At 62.0% G+C, this 24,528-nt stretch carries 22 protein-coding genes; 9 read left to right on the plus strand and 13 right to left on the minus strand.

All coding sequences use genetic code 11. From position 1 onward, the window contains the following. The first annotated feature begins 5 nt into the window (after positions 1-5). From AB3X99_RS36915 to xylB, 6 genes are read left to right on the plus strand one after another with little or no spacing between them, the layout of a single operon-like run. Positions 6-857 (plus strand): carbohydrate ABC transporter permease, encoded by an 852-nt coding sequence (locus tag AB3X99_RS36915; RefSeq protein ID WP_368619748.1) that lies wholly within the window; start codon positions 6-8, stop codon positions 855-857. Positions 858-871: 14 nt separating this feature from the next. Then, positions 872-1,684 carry a carbohydrate ABC transporter permease gene (locus AB3X99_RS36920; protein ID WP_069267282.1) on the plus strand — a complete coding sequence of 271 codons (813 nt, stop codon included), beginning with the start codon at positions 872-874 and terminating at the stop codon, positions 1,682-1,684. A 10-nt stretch (positions 1,685-1,694) separates the two neighbouring features. Further along, positions 1,695-2,729 (plus strand): NAD(P)-dependent alcohol dehydrogenase, encoded by a 1,035-nt coding sequence (locus AB3X99_RS36925; protein ID WP_069267283.1) that lies wholly within the window; start codon positions 1,695-1,697, stop codon positions 2,727-2,729. 3 nt (positions 2,730-2,732) lie between these two features. After that, a complete protein-coding gene (locus AB3X99_RS36930) occupies positions 2,733-3,905 on the plus strand; it encodes an ABC transporter ATP-binding protein (protein ID WP_368619749.1) in 1,173 nt (390 codons plus the stop codon). A gap of 54 nt (positions 3,906-3,959) precedes the next feature. Next, the gene (locus AB3X99_RS36935; RefSeq protein WP_368619750.1) at positions 3,960-4,853 is read left to right on the plus strand and encodes a helix-turn-helix domain-containing protein; all 894 of its coding nucleotides are present in this window, start codon (positions 3,960-3,962) and stop codon (positions 4,851-4,853) included. A 48-nt stretch (positions 4,854-4,901) separates the two neighbouring features. After that, a complete protein-coding gene (gene xylB / locus AB3X99_RS36940; RefSeq protein WP_368619751.1) occupies positions 4,902-6,362 on the plus strand; it encodes a xylulokinase in 1,461 nt (486 codons plus the stop codon). Positions 6,363-6,472: 110 nt separating this feature from the next. Here the strand turns inward: xylB and AB3X99_RS36945 are convergent, their stop codons facing one another. From AB3X99_RS36945 to AB3X99_RS36965, 5 genes are all read right to left on the minus strand, one after another. Next, a complete protein-coding gene (locus AB3X99_RS36945) occupies positions 6,473-7,615 on the minus strand; it encodes a porin (protein ID WP_368619752.1) in 1,143 nt (380 codons plus the stop codon). Between the two features lie 75 nt (positions 7,616-7,690). Beyond that, a complete protein-coding gene (locus AB3X99_RS36950) occupies positions 7,691-8,893 on the minus strand; it encodes an ADP-ribosylglycohydrolase family protein (protein WP_368619753.1) in 1,203 nt (400 codons plus the stop codon). Next, positions 8,890-10,245 carry a sugar MFS transporter gene (locus AB3X99_RS36955; RefSeq protein ID WP_368619754.1) on the minus strand — a complete coding sequence of 452 codons (1,356 nt, stop codon included), beginning with the start codon at positions 10,243-10,245 and terminating at the stop codon, positions 8,890-8,892. Before AB3X99_RS36955 ends, AB3X99_RS36950 begins: the two co-directional genes overlap by 4 nt. Positions 10,246-10,335: 90 nt before the next feature. Continuing rightward, positions 10,336-11,394, minus strand: a complete 1,059-nt coding sequence (locus AB3X99_RS36960) for a LacI family DNA-binding transcriptional regulator (RefSeq protein ID WP_368619755.1) — start codon at positions 11,392-11,394, stop codon at positions 10,336-10,338. Between the two features lie 133 nt (positions 11,395-11,527). Beyond that, on the minus strand, positions 11,528-12,544 hold the full coding sequence (locus AB3X99_RS36965) for a LysR substrate-binding domain-containing protein (protein ID WP_368619756.1): 1,017 nt from the start codon (positions 12,542-12,544) through the stop codon (positions 11,528-11,530). Positions 12,545-12,585: 41 nt separating this feature from the next. Here AB3X99_RS36965 and speB point away from each other — a divergent pair, with 41 nt between their 5' ends. The 3 genes from speB (at position 12,586) to AB3X99_RS36980 (ending at position 16,462) form a co-directional block, all read left to right on the plus strand. Further along, positions 12,586-13,563: an agmatinase gene (gene speB, locus AB3X99_RS36970; RefSeq protein WP_368619757.1), complete on the plus strand. Its 978-nt coding sequence runs from the start codon at positions 12,586-12,588 to the stop codon at positions 13,561-13,563. Positions 13,564-13,689: 126 nt separating this feature from the next. Continuing rightward, the gene (locus AB3X99_RS36975; RefSeq protein ID WP_368619777.1) at positions 13,690-14,709 is read left to right on the plus strand and encodes a polyamine ABC transporter substrate-binding protein; all 1,020 of its coding nucleotides are present in this window, start codon (positions 13,690-13,692) and stop codon (positions 14,707-14,709) included. A 205-nt stretch (positions 14,710-14,914) separates the two neighbouring features. Further along, a complete protein-coding gene (locus AB3X99_RS36980; protein WP_368619778.1) occupies positions 14,915-16,462 on the plus strand; it encodes a DUF3138 family protein in 1,548 nt (515 codons plus the stop codon). A 39-nt stretch (positions 16,463-16,501) separates the two neighbouring features. Here the strand turns inward: AB3X99_RS36980 and AB3X99_RS36985 are convergent, their stop codons facing one another. From AB3X99_RS36985 to AB3X99_RS37020, 8 genes are all read right to left on the minus strand, one after another. Next, positions 16,502-17,269 (minus strand): MBL fold metallo-hydrolase, encoded by a 768-nt coding sequence (locus AB3X99_RS36985; protein WP_368619758.1) that lies wholly within the window; start codon positions 17,267-17,269, stop codon positions 16,502-16,504. Positions 17,270-17,467: 198 nt separating this feature from the next. Next, positions 17,468-17,968 (minus strand): aromatic-ring-hydroxylating dioxygenase subunit beta, encoded by a 501-nt coding sequence (locus tag AB3X99_RS36990; RefSeq protein ID WP_368619759.1) that lies wholly within the window; start codon positions 17,966-17,968, stop codon positions 17,468-17,470. Further along, positions 17,965-19,302 (minus strand): aromatic ring-hydroxylating dioxygenase subunit alpha, encoded by a 1,338-nt coding sequence (locus AB3X99_RS36995; protein ID WP_368619760.1) that lies wholly within the window; start codon positions 19,300-19,302, stop codon positions 17,965-17,967. Before AB3X99_RS36995 ends, AB3X99_RS36990 begins: the two co-directional genes overlap by 4 nt. 17 nt (positions 19,303-19,319) lie before the next feature. Then, positions 19,320-20,303, minus strand: a complete 984-nt coding sequence (locus tag AB3X99_RS37000; RefSeq protein WP_069267295.1) for a PDR/VanB family oxidoreductase — start codon at positions 20,301-20,303, stop codon at positions 19,320-19,322. Beyond that, positions 20,300-21,625, minus strand: a complete 1,326-nt coding sequence (locus tag AB3X99_RS37005; RefSeq protein WP_368619761.1) for a Rieske 2Fe-2S domain-containing protein — start codon at positions 21,623-21,625, stop codon at positions 20,300-20,302. The genes AB3X99_RS37000 and AB3X99_RS37005 overlap by 4 nt, the downstream gene beginning before the upstream one ends. Continuing rightward, positions 21,622-22,185, minus strand: a complete 564-nt coding sequence (locus AB3X99_RS37010) for a V4R domain-containing protein (RefSeq protein ID WP_368619762.1) — start codon at positions 22,183-22,185, stop codon at positions 21,622-21,624. The genes AB3X99_RS37005 and AB3X99_RS37010 overlap by 4 nt, the downstream gene beginning before the upstream one ends. A 14-nt stretch (positions 22,186-22,199) precedes the next feature. After that, positions 22,200-23,507: an MFS transporter gene (locus tag AB3X99_RS37015; RefSeq protein WP_368619779.1), complete on the minus strand. Its 1,308-nt coding sequence runs from the start codon at positions 23,505-23,507 to the stop codon at positions 22,200-22,202. Positions 23,508-23,592: 85 nt separating this feature from the next. After that, positions 23,593-24,519 carry an amidohydrolase family protein gene (locus AB3X99_RS37020; RefSeq protein WP_368619763.1) on the minus strand — a complete coding sequence of 309 codons (927 nt, stop codon included), beginning with the start codon at positions 24,517-24,519 and terminating at the stop codon, positions 23,593-23,595. Between the last annotated feature and the right edge of the window lie 9 nt (positions 24,520-24,528).

Consider the following 24,528-nt stretch of genomic DNA (forward strand, 5'->3'; position numbering starts at 1 on the left):
GCTGAATGTTCAATCGCGGTAAGACTAGCCTTCCGTTCGTATTTCTGGTGCCGCCTCTCGTTGCGATGGCGGTCCTGGGATTCGTGCCTACCATCGCGGCGATCAACCTCGCGCTCCGCAATCGCGTGTTGCGCTACCCGGACAGCGAGTTCGTCTGGATGCGCAATTTCGTGCGCCTTGCTGCCGATCGGCGCTTCATCAACTCCATCGAGGTCTCGGCCATCTGGGAGGTCGTGACGGTGCTCGGCGCGGTCGCGCTCGGCATCGTCGTTGCCATTTATCTGTTCGAGCATGTGCACGGCCGGTTGCGCAATGCCATCAGTGTGCTGTTGATCATCCCTGTGCTGTTGCCACGTGTTTCTGCGGCGTTTATCTGGAAGTTCATGTACTCGCCGCTCAATGGCATTCTCAGCTGGTCGATCGGCCTCTTTGGCATCACGAACACGGCCTTTCTCTCGGACCCGGCGCTTGCGCTCTATGCGGTCGCGCTGGTCGATATCTGGCAATGGGGACTGTTCTTTTCCGTGGTGGTGCTAAAGCTGCTCGAGACGCTGCCGCCCGAGCCGCTCGAAGCCGCACGGCTCGACTATGCGAGCACATGGCAGGTTTATGCATACATCGCGCTGCCAATGCTGAAGGCGCCGATCATGAGTCTCGTGTTCATCAAGATGGTGGAATCGCTGCGCTCGTTCGACCTGATCTACGTGATGACCAAAGGCGGCCCGGGCGTATCCACCGAAACGCTGGACATGTACGCGTACTCCCAGGGAATCGGCCTCGCAGGAAAGGTGTCGTACGCGTCGAGCATGGCGGTCCTGATGATGGTCGCCACGACCTTGATTTTCACGCTTATCTAGAAGCGGGTGAACAAATGGGAAGACTGATCTCCCGCAGTACGATTCTGCTGCTCGGTGTAGCGCTCGCCGTCGCGGCGGTGTTCCCCGTCCTCTGGGCAGTGCTCAATTCACTGAAGAACCTGCTCGATATCGTCACACCCACGCCGCGTTTCATCTTCACGCCCACTCTGGACAATTACCGGCAGGTGATTTCGAGCCCGGAGGTGCTGATCGCACTGGAGAACAGTTCGGTCATCGTGGGCACCGCGGTCATCCTGGGCACAGTGCTTGGCGTGCCAGCAGCCTATGTGATCGCGCGTTTTCACGTTCCGGCAAAACGCGACATCCAGTTCTTCCTGCTGTCGTTGCGTTTCCTGCCGCCGGTCGCGGTAGCGATTCCGCTCATCGCGATCTGGGTGGACCTCGGGCTGTACGACACGCGGTTCTCGATGATCGTCACCTATCTGCTAACGACCTTGTCCACCATCACATGGCTCTCGATACCCGTGTTCCAGCGCATGCCGCGCGAGATCGAGGAAGCCGCCACGCTCGACGGTTATGGACCTTACGCCGTGTTCTGGCGCATTGCCTTGCCGACCTGTGGCAACACACTGCTGGGCGGCATCATCTTCAGCTTCGTGCTGGTCTGGAACGAACTGATGATGGGACTTGCGCTGACGTCCTCGCGCAGCGCCACCCTGCCGGTCGTCGCATCCGCGTTTACGTCGCTCGGTCAGGAGGTGCCGTGGGGCGTGATCAACGCGTCGACAGTTCTACTCGCACTGCCGCCAATCATCTTCGTGGGCGTGCTGATTCGCCTCCTGAACTCAATGGTCAAAGGAAAATAAGGAGAATGTTGTGAAGGCACTTGTACTGGAAGAAGCTCGACGCCTGAGCCTGCGGGACATCGATTTGCCGCTTGCGATCGGGCCACGGGATGTCAAGGTTCGCATTCATACCGTTGGCGTGTGCGGAAGTGACGTGCACTACTTCACGCACGGCCGCATTGGGCCGTTCAAGGTCGAACAGCCGATGGTGCTCGGTCATGAGGCGTCGGGCACGATCGTCGAGGTGGGGGCCGAAGTCGGTCACCTGAAAGTTGGCGACCGCGTTTGCATGGAACCCGGCGTGCCGCAGTTCGATTCACGTGCCACCATGCGCGGACTGTACAACCTGGACCCCGCCGTGAGGTTCTGGGCCACTCCCCCGGTGCATGGCTGCCTGACTCCGTACGTGGTGCACCCAGCCGCGTTCACTTTCCGGCTTCCGGACAACGTCTCGTTCGCGCAAGGCGCCATCGTCGAGCCCTTGTCGATCGGCCTGCAAGCAGCCACGAAGGCCGCGATGAAGCCCGGCGACGTGGCCGTCGTGATTGGTGCAGGCACCATCGGCGCGATGACGGCGCTCGCGGCGCTCGCGGGCGGCGCGTCGCGCGTGATCCTCGCCGACGTCGTGAAAGAGAAATTGCGCCATTTCGCGGGCAATCCGGCGGTGACTACTGTGAATGCCGCAGTGGAATCGCTCCAGGACGTGGTGCGCCAGGTGACCGAAGACTGGGGCGCCGATGTCGTGTTCGAAGCCTCGGGCAATGCGAAGGTCTTCGAGACGCTGCTGGACCTCGTGTGTCCGGGCGGCTGCGCGGTGCTGGTTGGCATGCCGCCAGGCCCGGTCGCGCTCGACGTGGTAGCGATGCAGGCAAAGGAGATCCGGCTCGAATCCGTGTTCCGCTACGCGAACATTTTTCCGCGGGCGCTGGCCCTCATCAGTTCGGGAATGATCGACGTGAACCCGTTCATCTCCCGCAAGTTCGCATTTTCAGACGGCATCAAAGCGTTCGAGGAAGCCGCTGCTGGCCGGCCCGAGGACGTGAAGATCCAGATCGAGATGGATTGAATCATGGCGACTATCGTCTGCGAAGGGCTCATGAAGCAGTACGACGCCGGGCAACCGGTACTGCATCCACTCGACCTGCACATCGACGAAGGCGAGTTCGTCGTTCTGCTGGGGCCGTCGGGATGCGGCAAGTCGACGATGCTGCGCATGATCGCCGGGCTGGAGGAGATATCGGGAGGCAATCTCTCGATCGGCGGCACTGTCGTGAACGACGTACCCGCACGCGAGCGCAATGTCGCGATGGTCTTCCAGAACTACGCGCTCTATCCGCACATGAGCGTGTACGAGAACATCGCATTTGGCCTGCGGCGCCTCAAAACGCCCAAGGCCGAGATCGACCGCCGCGTGCGCGAGGTGGCCGCCATGCTCAATCTCGATGCGCTGCTCGAGCGCAAGCCGCGCGCCATGTCGGGCGGGCAGCAGCAGCGCGCTGCCATCGCCCGGGCGATGATCAAGACGCCCGCGGTCTTCCTGTTCGACGAGCCATTGTCGAACCTCGACGCCAGGTTGCGCGCCCAGTTGCGCACCGACATCAAACGCTTGCATCAGCGCCTGAAAACGACCACGGTCTACGTGACGCACGACCAGCTCGAGGCGATGACGCTAGCCGACCGCGTCATTCTGATGCGCGGCGGACGCATCGAGCAGGAAGGCACGCCGACCGAGCTATACCGCTATCCGCGCACGATTTTTGGTGCGGGCTTTATCGGCACGCCTGCGATGAATTTTCTCGATGCCTCGGTGCAACGCACTGGCGAAAGAGTCATCGCGTCGTCTGCCGTCGGTCACTGGGAACTACACGCAAACCGCTTTCAGCGCTTGCAGGACGGACAGGCGATCAAGCTGGCGGTTCGCCCAAATTTCGTATGGATTCCCGATGATGTGAGAGCGGATGATGCACTCATGCTCAGCGGTGCGGTGGAGCTGGTTGAAGTGTTGGGCGCAGAAGCGCTCATTACCGTTGACTGCTCAGGCGAGCGTATCACCGCGCTTGTACCGGCGAATGCCGTGCCTCACACCGGGGATCACGTCAGACTCGCGTTGCGCGAACACGATCTGCATGTTTTCGACGTCGCGACGGGGGCTAACGTGTCGCTTGGGCTGGCAGAAGAGGCAGCTGCGGCGCCCCTACCCGACCCGCTCCTGCACGCGGCGCCCGGCGTGGGAGTACATTAGCGTGCGAGCGCGCGTGTTGGCCGCGAAGCCAGGATTCCCGTGGAGACGAGAGCAATGAATCCGGATCTCGAATTGGTCCATACCCGTCAGGACGAGTCCTTTCGGGCCTGGGTGCACGACTATCCGCATATGGTTGCGAAATGGCACTTCCACCCGGAGTACGAAGTGCATGTCATTCGTGCTTCATCGGGCAAGTTCTTCGTGGGCGACCACATCGGGGACTTCCATCCTGGCAACATCGTGCTGACTGGCCCGAATCTGCCTCATAACTGGGTGACAGACAGCGGCGGCGGCGCGAGCGTGCCCTCCCGCGACCTCGTGCTGCAGTTCTCGCGTGACGCAGTCGAAAAGATGGTCGCGGCATTCGCTGAACTCAGCCCCGCGATCGCGCTAATCGATCAGGCGTCGCGAGGTATCCAGTTTCCGGACGCACTCGGCCTCACGATTGCCCCTGTGATGCAGGAGGTTTCAGGTGCGCACGGTGCGCGCCGCGTGATGCTGCTGATGTCGATCCTCGACCAGTTGATCGCCTGCACCAGCAGGAAACTGCTCGCCGGTCCGGCATACAACGTCAGTGCGCAGCCCTATATGTCGTCGACCATCAACCAGGTGCTGTCCTACATCCAGCAGAATCTCGCCGGCAATCTGCGTGAAGTCGACGTTGCGGAAATGTCGAGCATGAGCGTCAGCACCTTTACGCGCTTCTTCAAGCGGCATACGGGCTGCACGTTTGTGCAGTATCAGAACCGGCTGCGCCTCAACGAAGCCTGCGAACTGCTCATGTGCTCGGATCTCGGCGTGACCGATATCTGTTACCGCGTCGGGTTCAATAACGTATCGAACTTCAACCGGCAGTTTCTCGCGCAAAAAGGGATTCCGCCCTCGAAATTTCGCGCGTTGCACCGGCTCAACGACGCCCCCTCACACGCTCACAAGGCAGCGGCCTGAGACCACGCCAAGGCGGCGCAGCCGCCCGCTCACCGTCGGGAATACACTTTGAGTTATCTGGGAATCGACCTCGGCACGTCCGAGGTAAAGGTTGTGCTCACCGATGCCGAATCGAACGTCATCGCCAGCAGCCGGGCCCGACTGCGCGTCGATAACCCTCACCCCCTGTGGTCGGAGCAAAGCCCCCAGGACTGGTGGAACGCTACGCTCGACGCCGTCGCGGCGCTACGCAGTGAGCAGCCTCGCGCGTTCAGGGCGCTGCGTGGGATCGGCCTTTCCGGCCAGATGCACGGCGCGACGCTACTCGATCGCAGTGGCAACGTCCTGCGTCCGGCGATTCTGTGGAATGACACGCGCGCCCACGCGGAGTGCGTCGAACTCGAGGCGCTCGTGCCCGACTCGCGCAACATCACCGGGAATCAGGCCATGCCGGGCTTCACGGCGCCCAAGCTGCTCTGGCTTTCGAAGTACGAGCCAGCCGTTTTTCGTGCAGTGCAGAAAGTACTGCTTCCGAAGGATTACATTGCGTGGCGTCTGACGGGTGAGTTTACATCCGACATGTCCGACGCCTCGGGGACGCTATGGCTCGACGTTGCAAAACGCGACTGGTCCGACCGCATGCTCAACGCGACCGGGTTGTCGAGGGAGCACATGCCCCGGCTGGTTGAGGGCAGCGAGCCTGCGGCCCAGTTACGGGGAGACCTTCAGCGCGAGTGGGGCCTCGATGGCAGCGTGACGGTTTGTGGCGGCGCCGGTGACAACGCCGCGAGCGCAGTTGGCATCGGCGTTGCCCGGCCGGGCGATGCGTTTCTGTCTCTGGGGACGTCGGGCGTGCTCTTCGCCGCGACCGCGAGCTATGCACCGAACCCGGCGCAGGCAGTCCATGCTTTCTGCCATTGCGTGCCGCGGCATTGGCATCAGATGAGTGTCATCCTCAGCGCAGCGGCAAGCCTGCACTGGCTGTCCGGCTTGCTCAAGAGCAGCGTTGCCGAGCTGATCGAAATCGCCCCCTCGGGACAAAGCGCCATCGCGCCGATTTTCCTTCCCTATTTGAACGGGGAGCGGACGCCGCACAACGATGCCGCAGCAAAAGGTGTCTTCTACGGGATGACTTCGGCGCATGGCCCCCAGCATCTCGCATACAGCGTGATGGAAGGCGTCGCGTTCGCGATGGCGGATGGATATGCGGCGCTGCGGGAAGCGGGAACGACGCTCACCGCGGCCGCATTGATCGGCGGCGGTTCTCGCAGCGCATACTGGGGAAAACTCTGTGCTTCCGCGCTTGGCTTCGAACTCAATCGAAACGAAGGGGGCGAACTCGGAGCGGCACTTGGAGCGAGTCGCCTCGCTCGTCTCGCGTGCACACGGGAAGAACTCGCGGCAGTGGTCAAAGCGCCCGCTGTCCTTGAACGATACGAGCCTGAGACAGCACTTCGGAGCGTGCTGAGAGACCGGTTCGAACGGTATAGCCGGCTCTATCAGGCGTTGAAATCCGAGTTTCGTACCTGAACGGCTCTGGACCGAAGGGCGTTGCAGCAGGAGCCCGAATCGGTCTGGGCGCACGGCATCGCCCCACGCCCACACCCAACTGATCTACGGAAAACCACCGGCTAGCGCACTCAGAATTTGTGCCGCAGTCCCACGTGCACGAGCATCTGGCTAGCCGTACTCGACTGCCCCGCACTGCCGAGTATCAACGCCCCGCCCATTCCGCCCATGTCATCAGCCACGCCGCTCACGTGCTGCCACACGCCCTGGACATACACGTCGGTGCGCTTTGATAGCAGGTAGTCGCCCATCACCCCAATCTCGTTCCAGTTCGGGCGGACGGTTCCGTTGCTCGCGGCGTAGTCGCCATGTGTAAAGGTGTACATCGCCATCATGGAGAACTGCGGAGTCACCTGGTATGACCCGTTGATTTCGTAGTTGCTGAATCTCAAGCGGGTGCCGTTCAGTGTTGCGCGAACGAGGTTGTTCCTTACGGGCTGGCCGATGTCCGTAAAGGTATAAACGAAGGCGACTGCCGCAGGTCCGAAAGCGTACTTGATTCCCGCGCCAGCTATCTTCTGGGAATCTGCGACGAACGGCGCGGTGTCGGGCGTGACGGCACCGTTCGTGCTGGTGCCGAGGCCGTTGACGTTCGAGTACGCGCCGGCAATTACCAGAGGACCGTGCGTGTACTGAACCCCCACGCTGTATTCACGGTCTTGCGCGAAACCCGTTGTGTTGCTGAACGCGTATGTCGCCCCGACACTAAGGCCCAGATAGTTCGCGCTGGTGTACTTGATCGCGTTGTTGATGCGAAACGAGCCGTCCGTATTGTCGTTATCGAACGGATGCGAGAAGGCATAACCGCCCCACGACGAGTTTGCCGTCATTGGCGCCACATAATCATTGATCATGTCGAGTTGGCGACCCAGCGTCAGCGTCCCGAGCGTGCTCGAAGCCAATCCGAAATACGCTTGACGTCCGAACTCCCGACCGCCCTGCGATAGCGTGCCGTTATTGATGTTGAAGCCGTTTTCGAGCCTGAATATCGTCGTGAGGCCGCCTCCCAGGTCTTCAATTCCCTTTAGCCCCCAACGACTTCCCTGCGCGCTTCCACTGACCATTTGCCAGCCAGCATGGCCACCCGCATTGCTCGTGTAACTGGGGCCATCGTCGACGATCCCATAGAGCGTAACGCTTGACTGTGCATGCGCGATGCCAGTCAATGCAAACATTGCGATTGCAATCGCAGAAAATGGGATAGGGTCTCTCATTATATAACTCGTAGTACTAATCAATTTGAAAACGGAGATCGATACGAATACCGACCACCCGGGCATAAGTTCTGACTATTCCGTGCCAAACGCTTCAGGACTCCCTGTCCTCCGTGCGAGGTCCGCGCGCACCTTGAACTTCTTTTCAGCGAACGCACGGTCCGCCTCGTGAACAGCCTTCACCGTTTGACCGAAGCAATCGGCCGCGAACAGCAGATCCAGCCGGTTCACCTCGTCAAGTTGCCGGCAAATGCGCTCCTCGATCACGGTGCTGCCATGCATTGCCCCCAGCACCGCTCCGATCATCACGCCAATCGAATCGGTGTCGCGTCCCGAATTGATGCCGTCCTCGATCGCCTGATGGAAGTCGCCGTAGTTCGTCATGATGAAGCCGAGCGCCAGCGGCAATTCTTCGATCGAAAGACGCCGCGAGGGCCGATAGGCGTCGGACGCAATACCGGCTTTTCTCGCGGTATGCTCGACATCGTCACCAATCGGCGAGAAGCGTCCGATGATCCGGTGAAATTCCGTGACCACCGTCTCGTAGTCTTTGCCGCGCAGTCGCACTGCGGCATCGGCGATCGCGTCAATCGCTGCACGCGTGCCGTCCTTTGCGACGCCGAGCGCTGCCTCGACAACCGCTTCGATCGCGACGCCAGGCACGAACGCCGCGGCTACCGCACTGGCGAGCACACCGGCTGCTTCGAGCCCATAGCTCTCCTGATGCCCGCTGGCAAATGCGATCGCTTCGTCATAGGCGCCCTTGGGATCGCCGGCGTTGATCGCGCCGATCGGCGCGATGTACATGGCCGCACCGCAGTTGACCATGTTCCCCATTCCTCCTTGACGCGGATCGCAGGAAGCAAGCTGATGCCGCAAATAGATCCATTTCTCCGGATAAAACAATCGCTCGATCAGCACCGTCTCGCGCTGCAGTTCGGGTATCCATCGCGGAACCCAGGCGATCTGGCGCACCATTGCATCGGCCATATCCCACGCGTCGAGGTGCCGACCGACCTCGTTGTACACACTCATCAGCGATAGCACCATGAAGGTGTCGTCGGTGACAATGCCGCCTCCACGTATGCGTCCCTTACGGCCGGCTTCGTCATCTTTCGCGCGGTGCCATTCGGTATTGATCGAAGTGACTCGCCCGAAGCGCTCACGGATTTGCGACGCCGAAAGCTTCTCGACCGTGGCGCCGAGCGCGTCGCCGTACGCGATCCCGTACAGAAGTCCACGGATACGGTCCTGCAGTGACTGGTGGGCAATGCTCATACGTTTTCCTTGTCCTTGTTTTCGCCGCTGCCGTGTCGGGTCCGTTGCGTTTGGGACCTCGTTACGCTCGATTCCCGCCTGCCCACCATATGGCCATGGAAGCCGTAGTACATGATGTACAGGTAGCACGACACGGTTAGCACCATGTACACAAACTGAAAGTCATACACTCGCTTCAGGTGTGCAAAGAGTTGAGGCATCACGGCTCCCCCCACAATTCCCATAATCAGCAATGCCGATCCGGTTTCGGTAAACCGGCCCAGTCCTTTGATCGCGAGCGGAAAAATCGCCGGCCACATCATCGCGTGCGCAAAGCCCAGTGCAGCGATGAACGCAATCGACGTATAGCCGCCAGAGAGATATGCGCAAACGCTGAGCAGCACGCCAATGAGTGCGGAGACGACCAGATAGCGCTGCTGCGAGATAAAGCGCGGCACGAGAACGAGGCCGACCAGGTAGCCAACGAGCATCGCGGACATCGTGTAAGAGGTGAAGTGTTTGGTTGCGTCGAGCGGCAGATTCAGGCTTTGCCCGTATAGGCCGATGGCGTCACCGGCCAGCACTTCAGCGCCTATGTACGTGAAGATGCAAAGCACTCCAAACCAAAGATGAGGAAATGAAAAGATGCTGCGCGCGGAATGACTACTGCGCTCAGCGACATTGACTTCCGATGGCTTGATGTCGGGGAGAGACGAAAATGCGATGAAAATGGCGAGCGCCGCGAGAATGGCCGCGAGCGTGAGATACGGTCCGTGCAGTCTGGCGGCAAATGCGTTGAGCAGAGCGTCGGCATGTGCTGCTGTCGGCGCCGCTTTGACCCGGCTGACGAATTCGCCCACGCTACCCATAACCAATGCGCCGAATACGTAGGGGGCAAGGATACCCGCGGTCTTGTTGCAGATTCCCATGGTAGCCACACGCCGCGCCGCGCTGTCGATCGGCCCCAGAATGCTGACGTACGGGTTGTAGGCGGTCTGCATCAGGGACAGGCCGGTTCCGATCACCAAAAGGCTTGCAAGTACGCCGGGGTAGCTGTGCGCACCAACGAACCAGCTGAAGGACAGCGCACCGATCGACATGACTCCCAGGCCTGCCGCCATCCCTCTTTTCATCCCGATTCGCTTCAGCGCAGCGGCATACGGCAATGCGAACAGAAAGTATGGAACATAGAAGACGACGGTAATCAGGAGCGCCTGAACGTCATCAAGCCTGAAGGCCAATTTGACGAAGACGGTTAACGGCCCGTTTAGCCAACTGAAGGCCCCGGTCACGAAGTACAACATGCCGATGGTCAGCATCGGCCGGAGATATGTTCTGCCGGGCGGTTGGACGATTGGTTGAACGGTCAACATGGTTCCTGTCTCCTCCAATAAGTTTTGGCTTTGTCATGAGTATGGGAACGTTCCCATTCTGCAGAAAAAATATATCGATGTCGTCGCGACTCAGCGCCTCTCCCCTGATGCCACGGAGTCGCGCATCGATTTGCGACGCAGATCGGCGATCGATCCACGTTCAGTTAACGTGCATGGCAGATAAATCCGCGAGCCTTGGGCTGCCTCGACATCGCGTTTGAGGAGTTGCGCGACGGCCTCGGCGCCGATCTGACGAGCGGGCTTTTCTATCGTTGTGAGTCCTGGCCACGCGAATGCGCCCGCTTGAATGCCGTCGAAGCCAAGAATCGACACATCTTGTGGACAATGCAAACCCGTCTCTCGAACGGCGCCCATCGCTCCGAGCGCCATGAGGTCGTTCGCGGCGAACACACATAGATGTCCGCCCTCATGCCGCTCCAGCAAACGTCGCATAGCGAGTGCGCCGCCTTCCGTCGTGTAGTCGGCGTCTTCCACGGGCAGGGTGACGGGATCGATGTCATGCTTGATGCAATGTTCGTGTACCGCGCGCAAAAACCGCGCACGGGCAAGGCGGGTGCGCTGTCCGACGATGAGGGCGGGCCGAAGATGGCCTTGGGAGCGCAGGTAATCCATGCCCAGAGCCACGCCTTGTGCAATGTCCGAGCCAATCGAAGCACTGTCGGGAAACCGCTCCGCGCTCGATCCAATCATGATGCAAGGCAATCCAAAACGCTCGAGATCGCCGAGTTCGTCGGCGACTGGATTAATGATCGCGCCATCGACACGCGCCTGCATCATGGTGCTCAAATGCATCCTTTCCTTTTCCGCGCTCCAGTTGGACGAAAAAATCAGGATGGAAACCCCTGCATCCGCGGCCCGATCCTGTGCACCCCGCGCAACCTCGCCCCAAAACGGATTCGCGATGTCCGGCAAGACAAGCCCCAGCATGCCGCTGCGGCCCGAACGCATGCTGACCGCCAGTTCATTACGTGTGTAGCCCAGCGCTTTCGCAGCCAGCAGCACCTGCTCTCTCGCCGAATCGGAAATGTTAGGCGCGTCCGACAGCACCCGTGCCGCAGTACTTTTGGAGACCCCTGCACGCTTCGCTACGTCGATGACGGTCGGCCTGCGTCCGTTGAGGGACTCCATCGCTGGTCTCCTGTTCGCTTATCGATTTTGATTTGGGAACGATACCACAGATTTTCCGATGGTCAAGCTGAACGCGGAAAACGTGCATCGACCTGTTGATCTCGCGCGCCGCGGTGCTTGATGTGTTGTGAAATCACTGCATCGGCGTGGACGCATCATCGACGCAGGCACCGCATGCCGATGCAATCCATCGGAAGGCGGGCTCGACCGCCGTCGAGCGCGCGGGCAGCTTCGATTTCATGAGCCACAGAGGCGGCATTGCAACCCCTGGCACCTGTGGCAGTCGGCATACGCGCTGTTGCGCCAGCGCTTCGCTCGCGAACAGCTGCGAGACCATGGCAATGCCGGCCTCCCGCTGCGCAGCCGCCACGAGCAAATGCGGATCGGCACTCGTCATGACGCGCCGGGTTTGCAGACCGCTGCGCCGCAGTTCGGGCAACCAGGGTGCCCATTCCTGTGATTGTTCGTGCACGAGCAGCGGTGCACGCGCCAGCACCTCGGGAAACGGCGCGTGATACAGCCCGCTCGCAGTCTCGGGTCCGCAGATCGCCACTTTTTCTTGCTCCATCAGCAGCAGGCATTCGACATCCGGCGACTTGATCGGCTTGGCCGATATCACGAGATCGATGTCGACGCGGTCGATCTCGGTGACCTCCATATCGGTCACCAGCCAGATCTCGACGTTCGGCATCGCGGCCGTCAGTTCGCCCATGCGCGGAATCAGCCAGCCCGAGGCAAATTCCGGCGGGCAATAGAGCAGCACCGAATCGGGGTTGCCATACGGCTCGATCCTCTCGCGGCCGTCGCTCAGCAGCGCGAGCGCGCCGGCCACTGTCTGCGCAAACAGCTTGCCGGCCGCGGTCAACACGACGCCCCGGCCCACACGCAAAAAGAGAGATTGTCCGGTCCATTCCTCGAGTTGAAGGATCTGATGGCTAATCGCGGACTGGGTCAGCGACAGCTCCTGAGCCGCACGTGTGAACGAGCCCAGTCGGGCCGCCGAATCGAAGGCCAGCAATGCCTGGAGAGGTGGAAGTCTTCGCATCGCGGTATGAACGAAATCGATAGTTCCAGAAAAATCCTTCGCTTTTATATCAATTGTGTCCGGCGAATCATAGCGTTTATGGAATTCCGTCTGAAAGGACGACAAGTCATATGAATCGATTTACTGGCACCTTACATACCGAGATCATGACCTCCGCCTTGCAAAAAGACCCATTCGCCACCGACTCCGCGCAAGCAACCAATCGTTCCCCGCAGCAGCAAGACCCCGCTTCGCCGACCTACGCCGGACCGCTGTCATTCTTGCGTCGCCCCTATAGCCGTGATCTCACCGGCGTCGACGTTGCCATTTCCGGTGTGCCGCTCGACCTTGCAACCACCTACCGCCCCGGCGCGCGCCTCGGCCCCGCTGCCGTGCGTGCGGCCTCGGTACAACTGGCGGAGTTGGGCATTTATCCATGGGGCCTTGCGCCGCTCGACGCACTGAACGTGATCGACTATGGCGACTGCTGGTTCGATGCGCATCGGCCGTGGACGATCCGCGATGCCATTGCGGCCCACGCCCGCACTATCCTCGTCTCAGGGGCCAAGATGCTGACGCTGGGCGGCGACCACTACATCACATACCCTCTGTTGATCGCACACGTCGAACGTTTCGGCCGCCCCCTCGGGCTGATTCATTTCGACGCGCATTGCGATACATGGCCCGACGAGCACGCGGATTCGCTCAATCACGGCACGATGTTCTACAAGGCGATCCGCGAAGGCCTGATCGATCCGGCGCGGTCGGTTCAGGTCGGCATCCGGACGTGGAACAGCGACTTCATGGGTGTACGCGTACTCGATGCCCCCTGGGTGCATCGTCACGGCACAGCAGCTGTGGTCGACCGGATTTTCGAGGTGGTAGGCGATGCCCCCGTGTATCTGACCTTCGATATCGACTGTCTCGATCCTGCCTTCGCCCCGGGCACCGGCACGCCCGTCGCGGGCGGACTCTCCTCGGCGCAGGCACTGGAGATCGTGCGCGAGCTGGACGGGATTCAGCTTGTCGGCGCCGACGTCGTGGAAGTGGCGCCGTCCTACGATCAGAGCGATGTCACCGCGCTCGCGGCCGCGCATCTCGCGGCCGACATTCTGTTCCTCATGCGCAAGCAACCCCACCCCTGAACGCGCCAACTCACTATAACGACCATAGACCCTATCGGAGACATCATGCCAGCACCGAATTTACGGATAGCGCTCGCCTTGCTCACCTGTTGTGCATTCGCGACGACAGCGCTCGCAGACGAGAACATGCTCAACGTCTATAACTGGGACGATTTTATCGCTAAGGATACCGTCCCAAACTTCGAGAAGGAGACCGGCATCCACGTCCGCTACGACGTGTTCGATAGCGACGACACGTTGCAGGCGAAGCTGCTTACCGGTTCGTCTGGCTACGATATCGTCGTGCCTTCGTCGAGCTACCTCGGCGCGCAAGCGGCCGCGGGGATCTACCTGAAGCTGGACAAGTCCAGGCTGCCGAACCTTGCCAACCTGGATCCGCAACTGTTGAAGCTGACCGACGCGGCCGACCCGGGGCATCAATACGGCGTGCCCTGGGCATGGGGCACGACCGGTCTCGCGTACAACGTCAGCCAGGCGCGCAAGGCACTCGGGCCCTCCGTCGCGCTCGACAACTGGGACGTCCTCTTCAAGCCGGAATACCTGAGCAAGTTGAAGAGCTGCGGCGTCTCGCTGCTCGACTCGCCGACCGACATGTTTTCCATCGCCCTGCACTATCTCGGCAAGGATCCGAACAGTCACAATCCGGCTGATTATCAGGCCGCCTATGAATTGCTGAAGAGCATTCGCCCTTATGTGACGCAATTCGCCCTTTATTCATGGATCAATGACCTCGCCGGCGGGGACATCTGCTTCGGGGTGAGTTGGTCGGGCGACGTCAAGATGGCTGCGAGCCGCGTGCGCGAGGCACACAAAGATATCGTGCTGGCGTACGTCATACCGAAGAGCGGTGCACCGGTCTCGTTCCAGATGATGGCGATCCCGAAGGACGCGCCTCATCCGGAAGCGGCGCTCAAGTGGATCAACTACATCGAGCGGCCTGAAGTTCACGCAGCGATAACCAACACGATTTACTACCCCAACGCCGACAGCGCCGCTTCGAAGTTCGTTAAACCCGAGCTGCTCGACGACCCAATGGTTTATCCAAAGCCCGAGGTCCTTGCAACGCTGTTCATGCAACAGCCGCTGCCCGCGGCAATCAAGCGTCTGGAAACGCGTCTTTGGTCGCAGCTGAAGGACGGCCGCTAAGGTCGCGCCTGTCACACGGCGGCAGCACGGCGCCATAACAGCACTTCAGCCCCCCGACGACACCGTCGCGAACTGACTGATGGCTTGCCGCTTCGCCGGCAAGCCTTGGCGGGCGGCTGCACCACTCCCCCCGACGCCAACCGATTTGGGCCCGGATAGGGACTCGCTTTGCCCTTTAAAAGGCCACACAGTAAGGAGACTTTCCATGCGGTGGAAACTGATCTGCCTGTTCGTGAGCGGCACCGTCCCGTGTCTCGCGACAGCCGATCCGATCTCCGCGCGGATCGAAGGACTGCAGCAAGAACTCAAGGCGCTGCAGAAGGAGGTGGAGTCGCTGAAGGCCGAACTCGCCGCAAAACCGCCCGCTGCAAACGCGCCAAAAATCGTCGATGCGTCGGTATCCGGCTACGGAAACGCGCCTGCAAGGCTGACCAACGACGACGTCGCCGACATGAAGCAGCAGCTCGCGAGCCAGCAGCTGAAAGTCGACTCGCTCTCCGATGCCGCCACCTCGGGACCGCTCGCCGGACTTTCGGTGACCGGATATATCGATCCCGCGTACGTCTATAACCGGGCCGCCAGGACCTCGTCGTTTCTCTTCGCGAATCACGAGTCATCCTATACGTACTTCAACGGCACGATCGGCGACGTCTACCTCAACATCAAGAAGACGTTCGGTGTCGGCCCCATGGCGCCATCGGCCGAATTCTCGCTGATGCCCAATCGGGGCAATGGCATTTCGCTGCTGGCAAACGAGCATGGCAACATTGGCAACAACATTCTCAACACGGCATTCGTCACCGTGCCGTTGTCGGGCACGACGACCTTCCTTGCCGGACTGATGAGCGCGTTCGGCGGATATGAATATCAGCTGTCCACGCAAACGCTGACTCTGACCCATAACCTGCTCTATGACTTCTCGGACCCGGCCGCCTACGTCGGCGTCGGCCTCAATTACACGCCCCAAGCCAGCAACTGGTCCTGGAAGTTCATGCTCGGCAATGAACAGGCCCGGACCTACGGCGCCGTCACGCAGACAGGACAGAATGCGCTTGGCGACCCTGTCACGACAAGCAACCGCGTGCCGAGCTTCGCCGCGCGAGCGGACTATACGTGGTCCACGGCGCTCGACACCGGTGGCTCGTTCACCATCGGGCGGCAGACGTTGCCGAGCGCCCACGATCCGGTGACAGGCCGCACCGTTTATGGAGCGGGCGGCCAGGCATCGAGTTCGGGCGGATACTTCATATTCGGCGAGCTCGACGCCACTTACACGCTTGCCGATGCGCAGTTCAATGCCGAGGCCGACTATGGCACGCAGCAACGCGCCGCGTTCAATGGCGGCAATGCACAGTGGTATGGCTTGTCATTGCTGGCACACCGCAAGTTCTCGATGCCGGTCGTTGGCCGCATGGGCGCCACCGCGCGCTACGACTTCCTCGTCAATAGCCAGAACGGTGGTGGGGGTGGGGGCATATTCCTGAACGGTAACGGCATGGACCCTTACAACGGCTTTGGCATTGGCGCGGACTGCCTGGCAAACTCGAAGGCAAACGGCGGCCTCGGATTCGAATGCAAGGGGGCGGTTCGTCAGGACGTTGCGCTGAATCTGCTCTTCTATCCGACGCAGCAGATTACGGTGAAGGTCGAGTATCGGCACGATTGGGCAAACAACCGGGTCTTCCTCCGCAATGATGGATCGTATGCCAAGGCGAATGACTTGTTCGCCATGCAGTTCATTTACGCCTTCTGAGCGGCATCGAAGCGAGCGCCGGCATGCGGCGCCCCCCGCTCACGCACCGATGCGCTTGAGATACGTACCAACGAGTTCGAGGAGCCGCTCCCTGCTGAAGCTCGCGTCATGGCCGCCGTGGACGACCTTGACTGGCAAACGCGCGAGACGCTGCATGGTCTTCACGTAATCCGGCACCGACGAGTGATGAAGGTCGTCGATCAACGGGCCATCATAGATCGCATCCCCCGAAAATAGCGTTTGTGTACGCGCTTCCCAAAGGCCGATGCTGCCCGGTGAATGCCCCGGCAGATGCAGCACCTCGAAATGTCTGTCGCCGGTATCGATGATGTCGCCGTCGACGAGTTCGCGTGTCACATGAGCTGGCTTGATGTGCCAGCTCGCGAGTTCATATCCCGCGTGCGGCAACGCATCCACCACGGAGCCCTCGTAAGGGAAATCGGCAAATGCACTCTTGAAGTACTCGGGATTGAAGCGGTCGTCCGCGAGCGTATATGACCATTGCGGATTACGCAGCCCCGGCGCCTCGAGCCGATGGACCATGCATTCGTCGAACTCGTGAAGATTGCCCACGTGATCGAGATGCGCGTGCGTCGCGATTGCTGCCGTGCGTTTACCAAACAGGTGCTTGCCGGCCTCCTTGAGGCTCGAAAAGCCCATTCCAGAATCGATAATCAGATCGCGATCACGGCCACGCACGTACCAGATGTTGCACCGGAACAAGGGAATCACATGTGGCTCCCAGAACAGATAGACGTCGTCGTCTAACTGCTTGCACTCGAACCATTTGGCAGCGATTTTTAGCATCACGGTCGATCGAAATTAATCTGGATTACATAATTCTCGCACGAGGCAACGGGGTGACACAATATCGATTCCGCCATGATTTAACTGGCTGAAGAAGGAATACGTATCGTATTTGAACTGACCGACTCTTGCGTTTACCGCGACAGAAGCAGACTGGGTATTCAGCGGCGCGCGGCGCGCCGCGCGCCGCCGGTAGCTCTACATAAAAAGCTGGACCGAGGGCAATGCGGCGTCGCAGTTCAGCAGGTTGACCCGTTTCTGCCGCACCTTCAGCATGCCGTCGCGCAGCACAAGGGTGTGCTCGGCCGTACAGGCATAGACCTGCTGTTCCTCGCCGCGCGTCTCCACGTATATGTAGCGGGTGCGCGTGAGGTACGTACCGCTCTCGTGGTCCTGCACCACCACTTCCGGACTCTGCAGCACGTGCAGGCAACGGCTTTCCGGCTGCAGGGAGAAAGCACGCGGGCTGCGCATGCGCTCGATGCGCAGTTGAAGCAGCAGGCGGTCTTCGTACATCAGCGACGCGTGGTTAATGCCATCCGGCTGGCCCGGCACGAGCGGAATCCAGTAGCGGCCGTCGTCCGCGAAGAGCGCGAGCCAATCGTCGAGGCGTTTGTCGTCGATCAGCCGTGCTTCTTCATAGACGAAGGCGATCAGGTCATCCCGCGCGGGCGGCGTCGTGAGTTGGGGCTGGCTCATTTTGTTTTATCTCCTGACTGGATTTCCGGTGACATGTATCGGGCCCATGCGCGGAACTGATTGCGCATGGAGATTTCGCTCGTGCCGTTGGCGGTGGTGTCCTCCTGCCCGACTTCGGAGGCATCGAAGTTGCGGTGCAGGCTCACCCACTCATTGCCGCCTGCACGCAACCCTTCCTGCATCGCGCGGTAGGCGTGCAGGTCGTCGTGGCCGACTACGGACATCGGCGAGTTGATCAGTCGCGTGTACATCAGCGTACGGCGCAACAGGTCCTCCGGCGCACCCTTGGGGCGGAAAGTCCACGATTCCACGATCGTCTTGCCGGGCGCCACCGGCCGCACTACGCGGATCGCCTGAATGGCGCCCTTGATGGTCAGGCTCGGATAGAAGACGGTGTTGTGCCGCACCGTTGCGAGGATCTCCGCGGCACGTGTCACACCATAGACCTCGGCCATGCGCTCCTCGTATTCGGGCATGCGGACATAATTGGCATGCAATGACACCGTGCCGACTCCCGTGTAACTGTGCCCGTTGGCGAACACCCTCACGCCCATCTCGTCGGAGAACGCATAGCCCGATGTGAAGGGCACCAGCTGTTCGATCGCCATCGGCAGGGGCTCGTCTTGCGGCTTGCCGGCCCACAGCTGTCTTGCCGTGCCGGCAGACGACTCGTGCGCCACCATGGGGTGCATGGTGTCGTTCAGGTTCTCGATGAACATCTTCCAGTTGCAGTCGTGGGTGTAGCGCAGTACGCCCCCCGCGACTTCAAGCTCGCCCTCCGGCGCGCGATCGGCCATGTTGTCGATGGACGTCAGCGCCTCGCCAAAGTACGCGTGGAACGCCGGACCGTCGTCAGCCAGGCGGGCAAACACAAAACCGCGATAGCTCGCCACGTGCCGCAACGCCCCCATGCCCTGGCTCGCGGGGCAGGCATCCAGGCTGGTGCCCTCGTAGCCTTGCCGCAGCGGTATCGACAGCAGCGCGCCATCCGTCTTGTACGTCCACGCGTGATACGGGCAACGGAAGAAGCGACCGACATTCCCGCTGGCCTGCGAAACCAGCCGGGTGCCCTTGTGTGCGCACCGGTTGCGCAGGACTTTCACCGTGCCATCGGGCTGCCGCACCATGATGACGGGCTGCCCCGCGATGTCCGCCGTGATGAAGTCGCCGGCTTGCGGCACCTGGCTGTCGTGACCGACGTACACCCACGCCCGTGACCAGAGCCGCTCCATTTCCAGCGCGAAGACCTCCTCATCGAGATAGACGTCCCGATGGACCTGCTCGTCCTGCACCAGCCGGCGCAGGGCTTCCGGATTGTCCCGGTATTGACCCATGATGTTCCCGCTCCCCTTCACGCATCGAGCACCAGCCGCCCGCAGCCGGCGCGCGACACGCAGATTTGCATCACATTGCCTGCCTGCCGTTCCGACTCACTGAGGCAATAGTCGCGGTGATCGAGTGCCCCTTCCAGCACCGTCGTCCGGCACAGCCCGCATTCACCGCGCTTGCAGTCGTAAAGCGGGTCGAGGCCCGCCTCCAGCATGGCGTCAAGAATCGATTCCCCGGCCGCCACCGTGAGCGTGCGACCCGACTGGCGCAGCTCGACTTCAAAGCCGGTGTCGGACGCCGCGGCAGGCGGCGCGGCAAACCGCTCGAAATGAATGTCCTCACGAGCCCACCCGCGCGCGTACGCCTGGGCCAGCACCGCGTCGATCATCCCCGCCGGGCCACAGACGTAGAGGGGCTGGCCGGGACGCAAGCCTTGCAACAGTGCCGCGATATCCAGCACCGGCAGTACGCCCTCGTCGGCGTAAAGCGATAGGTGCGCGCCGGCGATGCCGCGCAGTTCCTGCGCAAATGCCAGCTGGCGGGTGTCGCGGGCGCTGTAGTGCACGCGGTAGCGCCGCCCGGCGCCCGCCAACGCGGCCGCCATCGACACAATGGGCGTGACCCCGATGCCACCGGCAATCAGCACGGCGTCTTCGGCATCCACGTCGAGCACAAAGGCGTTGCGCGGCTGGCTGGTCAGCAACCGGCTGCCAGGCTTCAGCATGGTGTGCATCCAGCGAGAGCCGCCCAGACCATTGTCTTCGCGCCGCACGGCGATGCGGTAGACCTCAGGCGCCAGCGTGGCGCCCACCGTGCCGTTGATCAACGAGTAATGCCGCCAGTCCGCGGTGCCGCCAGGCGCGACCCGCACGCGCAGATGGGCGCCCGCGGTGTACCCCGGCAGCGCCCTGCCCGCCGGATCCCGCAGACGGAACTCGGTGATGGTGCCGGTCAGCGGAATCACTTCGTCGACCACCAGTTCGATCGTTGCGTCGGAGCCAGTCATGCCGAGGCTCCTTTCGCATCCGCCGTCATCAGCGTCGCCCACGCGCGGAACTGGTTGCGCATCAGCAGTTCGTTAGTGCCGCTCACCTCCTGCTCCGGCTCCAGCTGTTCGCCGTCGCGGTACTCACGATGCAGGCTGATCCATGGATTGCCCTGGGCGGCTAGCGATCTCTGGACGCCCTCGAAAATATGGATGTCGTCATGTGCCACCACCGACATCGGCGAGAACGTCAGCCGGTTGTAGGTCAGCGTGCGCTCCAGTAGCACCTGCGGCGCTCCTTTGGGTGCCAGCGCCCAGACCTCGACCAGCGTACGGTCCACGCCCAGCGGCTTGATCACACGCAGCGTCTGCGGCGATCCCTTGAGCGCGAGTGACGGAAACAGGACCACGTTCTGCGGCGCGAAGCCGAGAATTTCAGCTGTTCGCTGCGCGCCATGGGCCGCCTCCAGCGCCTGCCGGTAATCCTCCGGCATGTCATATCCCGAATGGATGCTGGCGTGGATCCCCAGCACGCTGTGCCCGTTCGGATAGATACGCGCGCCAGTTCTCGTGAAGAAGTCATAGCCCGAGCCGAATGGCAGCAGTTGCTGCAGCGCTATCGACTCCGGCGCATTGGCCGGCTGCGTGTCCTGCACGGACCTGGCCGTCGCCGAGACCGACTCGTGCGTGGAAACCGGGTGCACCGAATCATTGACGTTCTCGAGGTACATCTTCCAGTTGCACCGCATCACGCTGCGCAGGCAGCCGCCGGCAATTTGCAGTTCGCCCATGGGGGAGCGGTCGGCGAGGCTGTCGAGCACCGTCAGCACGGGACCGAGGTAATCCGAAAACTCCGGGCCGTCCGCCGACAAACAAGTGAAGACGAAACCGCGATGCACCGCCATGCGTGGCGCCACCAGGCCAGCTCCGGACTCGCAGGCGTGCATGCGGGTATGTTCATAGCCAGTCTTCAGCGGCACGGCCAGCAAGGCGCCATCGGTCTTGTAGGCCCACGCGTGGTATGGACAACGAAATAATTTGCCGGTGTTGCCTTGCACCTGGCAAACGAGTCGCGCACCTTTGTGGGCACAGCGGTTCATCAGCACCCGCAGGTTGCGGTCCGGCTGGCGCACCAGGATCAGAGGCTGGCCGGCGATCTCCGTGGTGTAGTAGTCGCCCGGTTCGGGCACCTGGCTTTCGTGGCCGACGTAATTCCAGCTGCGCTGGAACAAGCGTTCCTGCTCGAGGCGGAACAATTCCTCGCTGAGGTAGACGTCGCGGTGCACGCGGTCTTCCTGCACCAGCGCGCGGATGGCGCCGGCATCGTCCCGGTAGCGGGTCATGTCAAGTCTCCTTCCTCGTTGCTCGCCAGTGCCGGGCGCGCGACAAAACGACAAGTGGCATGTGGGTGCACGGCGGCGCACGCGGTTTCCTGCACCCGCACAGGTTGCCCCAACACAATCGCGGCGACGGTGCGGAACATGCCTGCGATCGGCGCGCAGACCGGCTGGACCGCCGACCCGTAGCCCGCGGCAAAGGGGCTGTTGAAAACATTGAGAACCAGACCATCGCCGCTGCGCTCGAAGTCCCACCGCCCCCAGCCGAGGGCGGGCGAGGTTTCGCAGATCAGATCGAGCAGCGCATTGCCGTCGCCCGCCCCGCGGCCGGCCAGGCCGTCGAGATAGGCGAGAATGCTGCGCTTGCCGTGCCGGGCCGTAGAGTCGGCGAAGGCGCACAGCGCTTGCGCCCGCGCGGTGTCATCCAGCAACTGCAGCATGCCCATGAGGACATCGGGGCGCATCAGCAGGTAGCGGCGATCATGGTCACGGACCTCTCCGCGCACCAGATCGAAAACGAGCCGCTGTGCGATCGGCGTGGCCAGGGGTGAAGTCGGGGTTGTCATGGCGCTCCCTTCCTTCAGGCGTGCCCGGGGCGCCTGCGCGCCTCACTGGGCAGCGTTTCCGGCGTGAACATGAGCGCGATCACCGTGATGCCCCCCAGCACGATCAGATAGAGCGCGACAGGCGTCGCCGAGTGATACTTCGCCAGCAGGGCCGTGGCGACCATCGGCGCCACGCCGCCGCCGATCACCGACGACAGTTCGCGGCCAACGCCCATGCCGGAGTAGCGCACTTCCGTCCGGAACAGCTCTGCCATATAGCTCGGCTGTACACCGACCATGGCGGCCAGCACCACGGAATCGGCCAGCACGTAAGCGAGCAGCACCAGAGACGGCTGGCGCGTATCGATCAGCCAGAAGAACGGGAACGCCACCAGCATCACGCCGACCGCGCCCGCCATATAGACGGTGCGTCGGCCGATTCGGTCGGACAGGTGGCCATACGCCAGTGCGGTGCCCATGACCAGCACCATCGAGATCGTCAGCCCTTCCAGCATGACCTGGTTAGGAATGCCAAGATGTGCGCCATAGGCGAGCGAGAATGCGAAGAAGATATAGGACGCGCCGCCTTCCGCCATGCGCAGCCCCACCACCATCAGCACTTCCTTCGGCTGCTGGCGCAGCACTTCGATCACGGGCAGGCGCACACCGTGGCCGCTGCGCCTGGCCGCCACGAACTCCGCGCTTTCGGGAATCCGGCTGCGGATGTAGTAGCCCGCCAGCACCAGCACGATGCTGGCGAGGAACGGGACGCGCCATCCCCAGCTCATGAAGTCTTCGGCAGGCAGCTTCTGCGCCGCCCAGAAGGCGACTGCCGACAGCACGAAGCCGACGGTCGCCCCGCTCGGGCTCCAGGCCGACAGGAAGCCTCGCCGCGTCGGCGGCGCATTCTCACTGATCAGCAGGATGCTGCCGCTCCATTCGCCGCCAGCAGCCAGCCCTTGCAAGAGGCGCAGCAACACCAGCAGCACGGGCGCCCAGATCCCGATCTGCCGATACGTCGGCAGGAGGCCCATCAGGGCGGTGGCAAGCCCCATCACGACCAGCGTCAGCACCAGAACCAGCTTGCGGCCGTAGCGGTCGCCCACGTGACCGCAGATCACGCCGCCGAGCGGGCGCGCGACGAACCCCACCGCGAAGCCGCCGAAGGCCGCCAGCGTGCCCACCAGCGGGTCCGTGCCGATCGGGAAGAACAGCTTGCCGAAGATCAGCGCCGCGGCCGTGCCATATAGAAAGAAGTCATACCATTCGAGTGCCTGCCCGACGATCGATGTCATGACGGTCTTGCGCAACATCGCCCGCCGCGCATCGGCAGCCACCGGCATACCGGCCGCGGCTGATCCTTGTTCCACATTCATGTTGTCTCCTTGATTCTCGTTCTCTGCCTGTTGTGGTGTGTGCGCCGGGCCGTTACGGCGTGGCGTCTTGTCTCCACGCGCGCACGGTGTCATCGGTGCCCGGCGAGGGGATGCCCATGGGAAACGGCCAGTCCGAGCCGAACAGCACATTAGGGCGGCCGAACACCTCCTGTGCCAGCCGCAGGCCGGCGGGCTGGTGCGCGATGCAGTCGGCGAAGAAGCGCCTCGCCGCCTGCAAGGGCGGCTCGATCTGTGCCGGCACTCCCGGACGCCCGGTGTCGAAGCCACGCTGCAAGCGTCCGCACACCGCCGGGAACGCGCCGCCAGCGTGCGCGAGGCAGAAGCGGATGCGCGGGTACTGCTTCGGGACATCCGCCATCAGCAGTTGCGACGCCGCGACCGCGGTCTCGTAAGGATTACCAAGCAAGTTTTCCATGTAATGCCGTGTGAGCCTGCCGTCGCAACAGTGCGCCGGATGAAGGAAGACGAAGGCGCCCTGCGCGTCCAGCCGCTCCCACAGCGGCCGGTGCGCCGGATCGCCGTAATCGACGGCGTCAACGCCTCCTGCCGCCAGCGCGTATCCTGCATGAGCCGACTCGCCATAACACGCGGCCAATGCCTGCGCCACCGCCGGGTGCTCCATCGGCAAATGCAGCAAGGCACCCAGCTTTGCACTGTGGCGAGTGGCGATCTCGAGCAGGCCATCGTTGACGTAACAAGCCCAGGTGTGGGCTGCGACGGCGTCCAGGTGCTGCCGGTAGAGCGGCGGCGGCACCGATACCAGCGCACGCCGCACGCCGTTGGCCTCCATCCAGGCGAGCAATCGCTCGGGGTGATACAGGTCCATGGCCATCAGCGGCTGGCCGTCGATCACCATCACACCGTCGGCAGTCCGCCTGACGACACCGTCCAATGGCGGCAATGCAGCCCTGCCGCCGGGCACAAGGTGAGTATGGACATCCAATGCGATCGAGGACATGGGTTTTCC

This window comes from Paraburkholderia sp. BR10882, assembly GCF_040948855.1.
GTDB classification, from domain to species: domain Bacteria; phylum Pseudomonadota; class Gammaproteobacteria; order Burkholderiales; family Burkholderiaceae; genus Paraburkholderia; species Paraburkholderia nodosa_A.

Bases quoted from the DNA above. Each gene is read 5' to 3' on its own strand.
- AB3X99_RS36915 (WP_368619748.1), top strand. From the start codon at position 6: ATGTTCAATCGCGGTAAGACTAGCCTTCCGTTCGTATTTCTGGTGCCG.
- AB3X99_RS36945 (WP_368619752.1), bottom strand. From the start codon at position 7,615: ATGAGAGACCCTATCCCATTTTCTGCGATTGCAATCGCAATGTTTGCA.
- AB3X99_RS36920 (WP_069267282.1), top strand. From the start codon at position 872: ATGGGAAGACTGATCTCCCGCAGTACGATTCTGCTGCTCGGTGTAGCG.
- AB3X99_RS36995 (WP_368619760.1), bottom strand. From the start codon at position 19,302: ATGGGTCAATACCGGGACAATCCGGAAGCCCTGCGCCGGCTGGTGCAG.
- AB3X99_RS36950 (WP_368619753.1), bottom strand. From the start codon at position 8,893: ATGAGCATTGCCCACCAGTCACTGCAGGACCGTATCCGTGGACTTCTG.
- AB3X99_RS37005 (WP_368619761.1), bottom strand. From the start codon at position 21,625: ATGACCCGCTACCGGGACGATGCCGGCGCCATCCGCGCGCTGGTGCAG.
- AB3X99_RS37010 (WP_368619762.1), bottom strand. From the start codon at position 22,185: ATGACAACCCCGACTTCACCCCTGGCCACGCCGATCGCACAGCGGCTC.
- AB3X99_RS36975 (WP_368619777.1), top strand. From the start codon at position 13,690: ATGCTCAACGTCTATAACTGGGACGATTTTATCGCTAAGGATACCGTC.
- AB3X99_RS37000 (WP_069267295.1), bottom strand. From the start codon at position 20,303: ATGACTGGCTCCGACGCAACGATCGAACTGGTGGTCGACGAAGTGATT.
- AB3X99_RS36990 (WP_368619759.1), bottom strand. From the start codon at position 17,968: ATGAGCCAGCCCCAACTCACGACGCCGCCCGCGCGGGATGACCTGATC.
- AB3X99_RS36985 (WP_368619758.1), bottom strand. From the start codon at position 17,269: ATGCTAAAAATCGCTGCCAAATGGTTCGAGTGCAAGCAGTTAGACGAC.
- AB3X99_RS36980 (WP_368619778.1), top strand. From the start codon at position 14,915: ATGCGGTGGAAACTGATCTGCCTGTTCGTGAGCGGCACCGTCCCGTGT.
- AB3X99_RS36935 (WP_368619750.1), top strand. From the start codon at position 3,960: ATGAATCCGGATCTCGAATTGGTCCATACCCGTCAGGACGAGTCCTTT.
- speB (WP_368619757.1), top strand. From the start codon at position 12,586: ATGACCTCCGCCTTGCAAAAAGACCCATTCGCCACCGACTCCGCGCAA.
- AB3X99_RS36930 (WP_368619749.1), top strand. From the start codon at position 2,733: ATGGCGACTATCGTCTGCGAAGGGCTCATGAAGCAGTACGACGCCGGG.
- AB3X99_RS36960 (WP_368619755.1), bottom strand. From the start codon at position 11,394: ATGGAGTCCCTCAACGGACGCAGGCCGACCGTCATCGACGTAGCGAAG.
- AB3X99_RS36955 (WP_368619754.1), bottom strand. From the start codon at position 10,245: ATGTTGACCGTTCAACCAATCGTCCAACCGCCCGGCAGAACATATCTC.
- AB3X99_RS37020 (WP_368619763.1), bottom strand. From the start codon at position 24,519: ATGTCCTCGATCGCATTGGATGTCCATACTCACCTTGTGCCCGGCGGC.
- AB3X99_RS37015 (WP_368619779.1), bottom strand. From the start codon at position 23,507: ATGCCGGTGGCTGCCGATGCGCGGCGGGCGATGTTGCGCAAGACCGTC.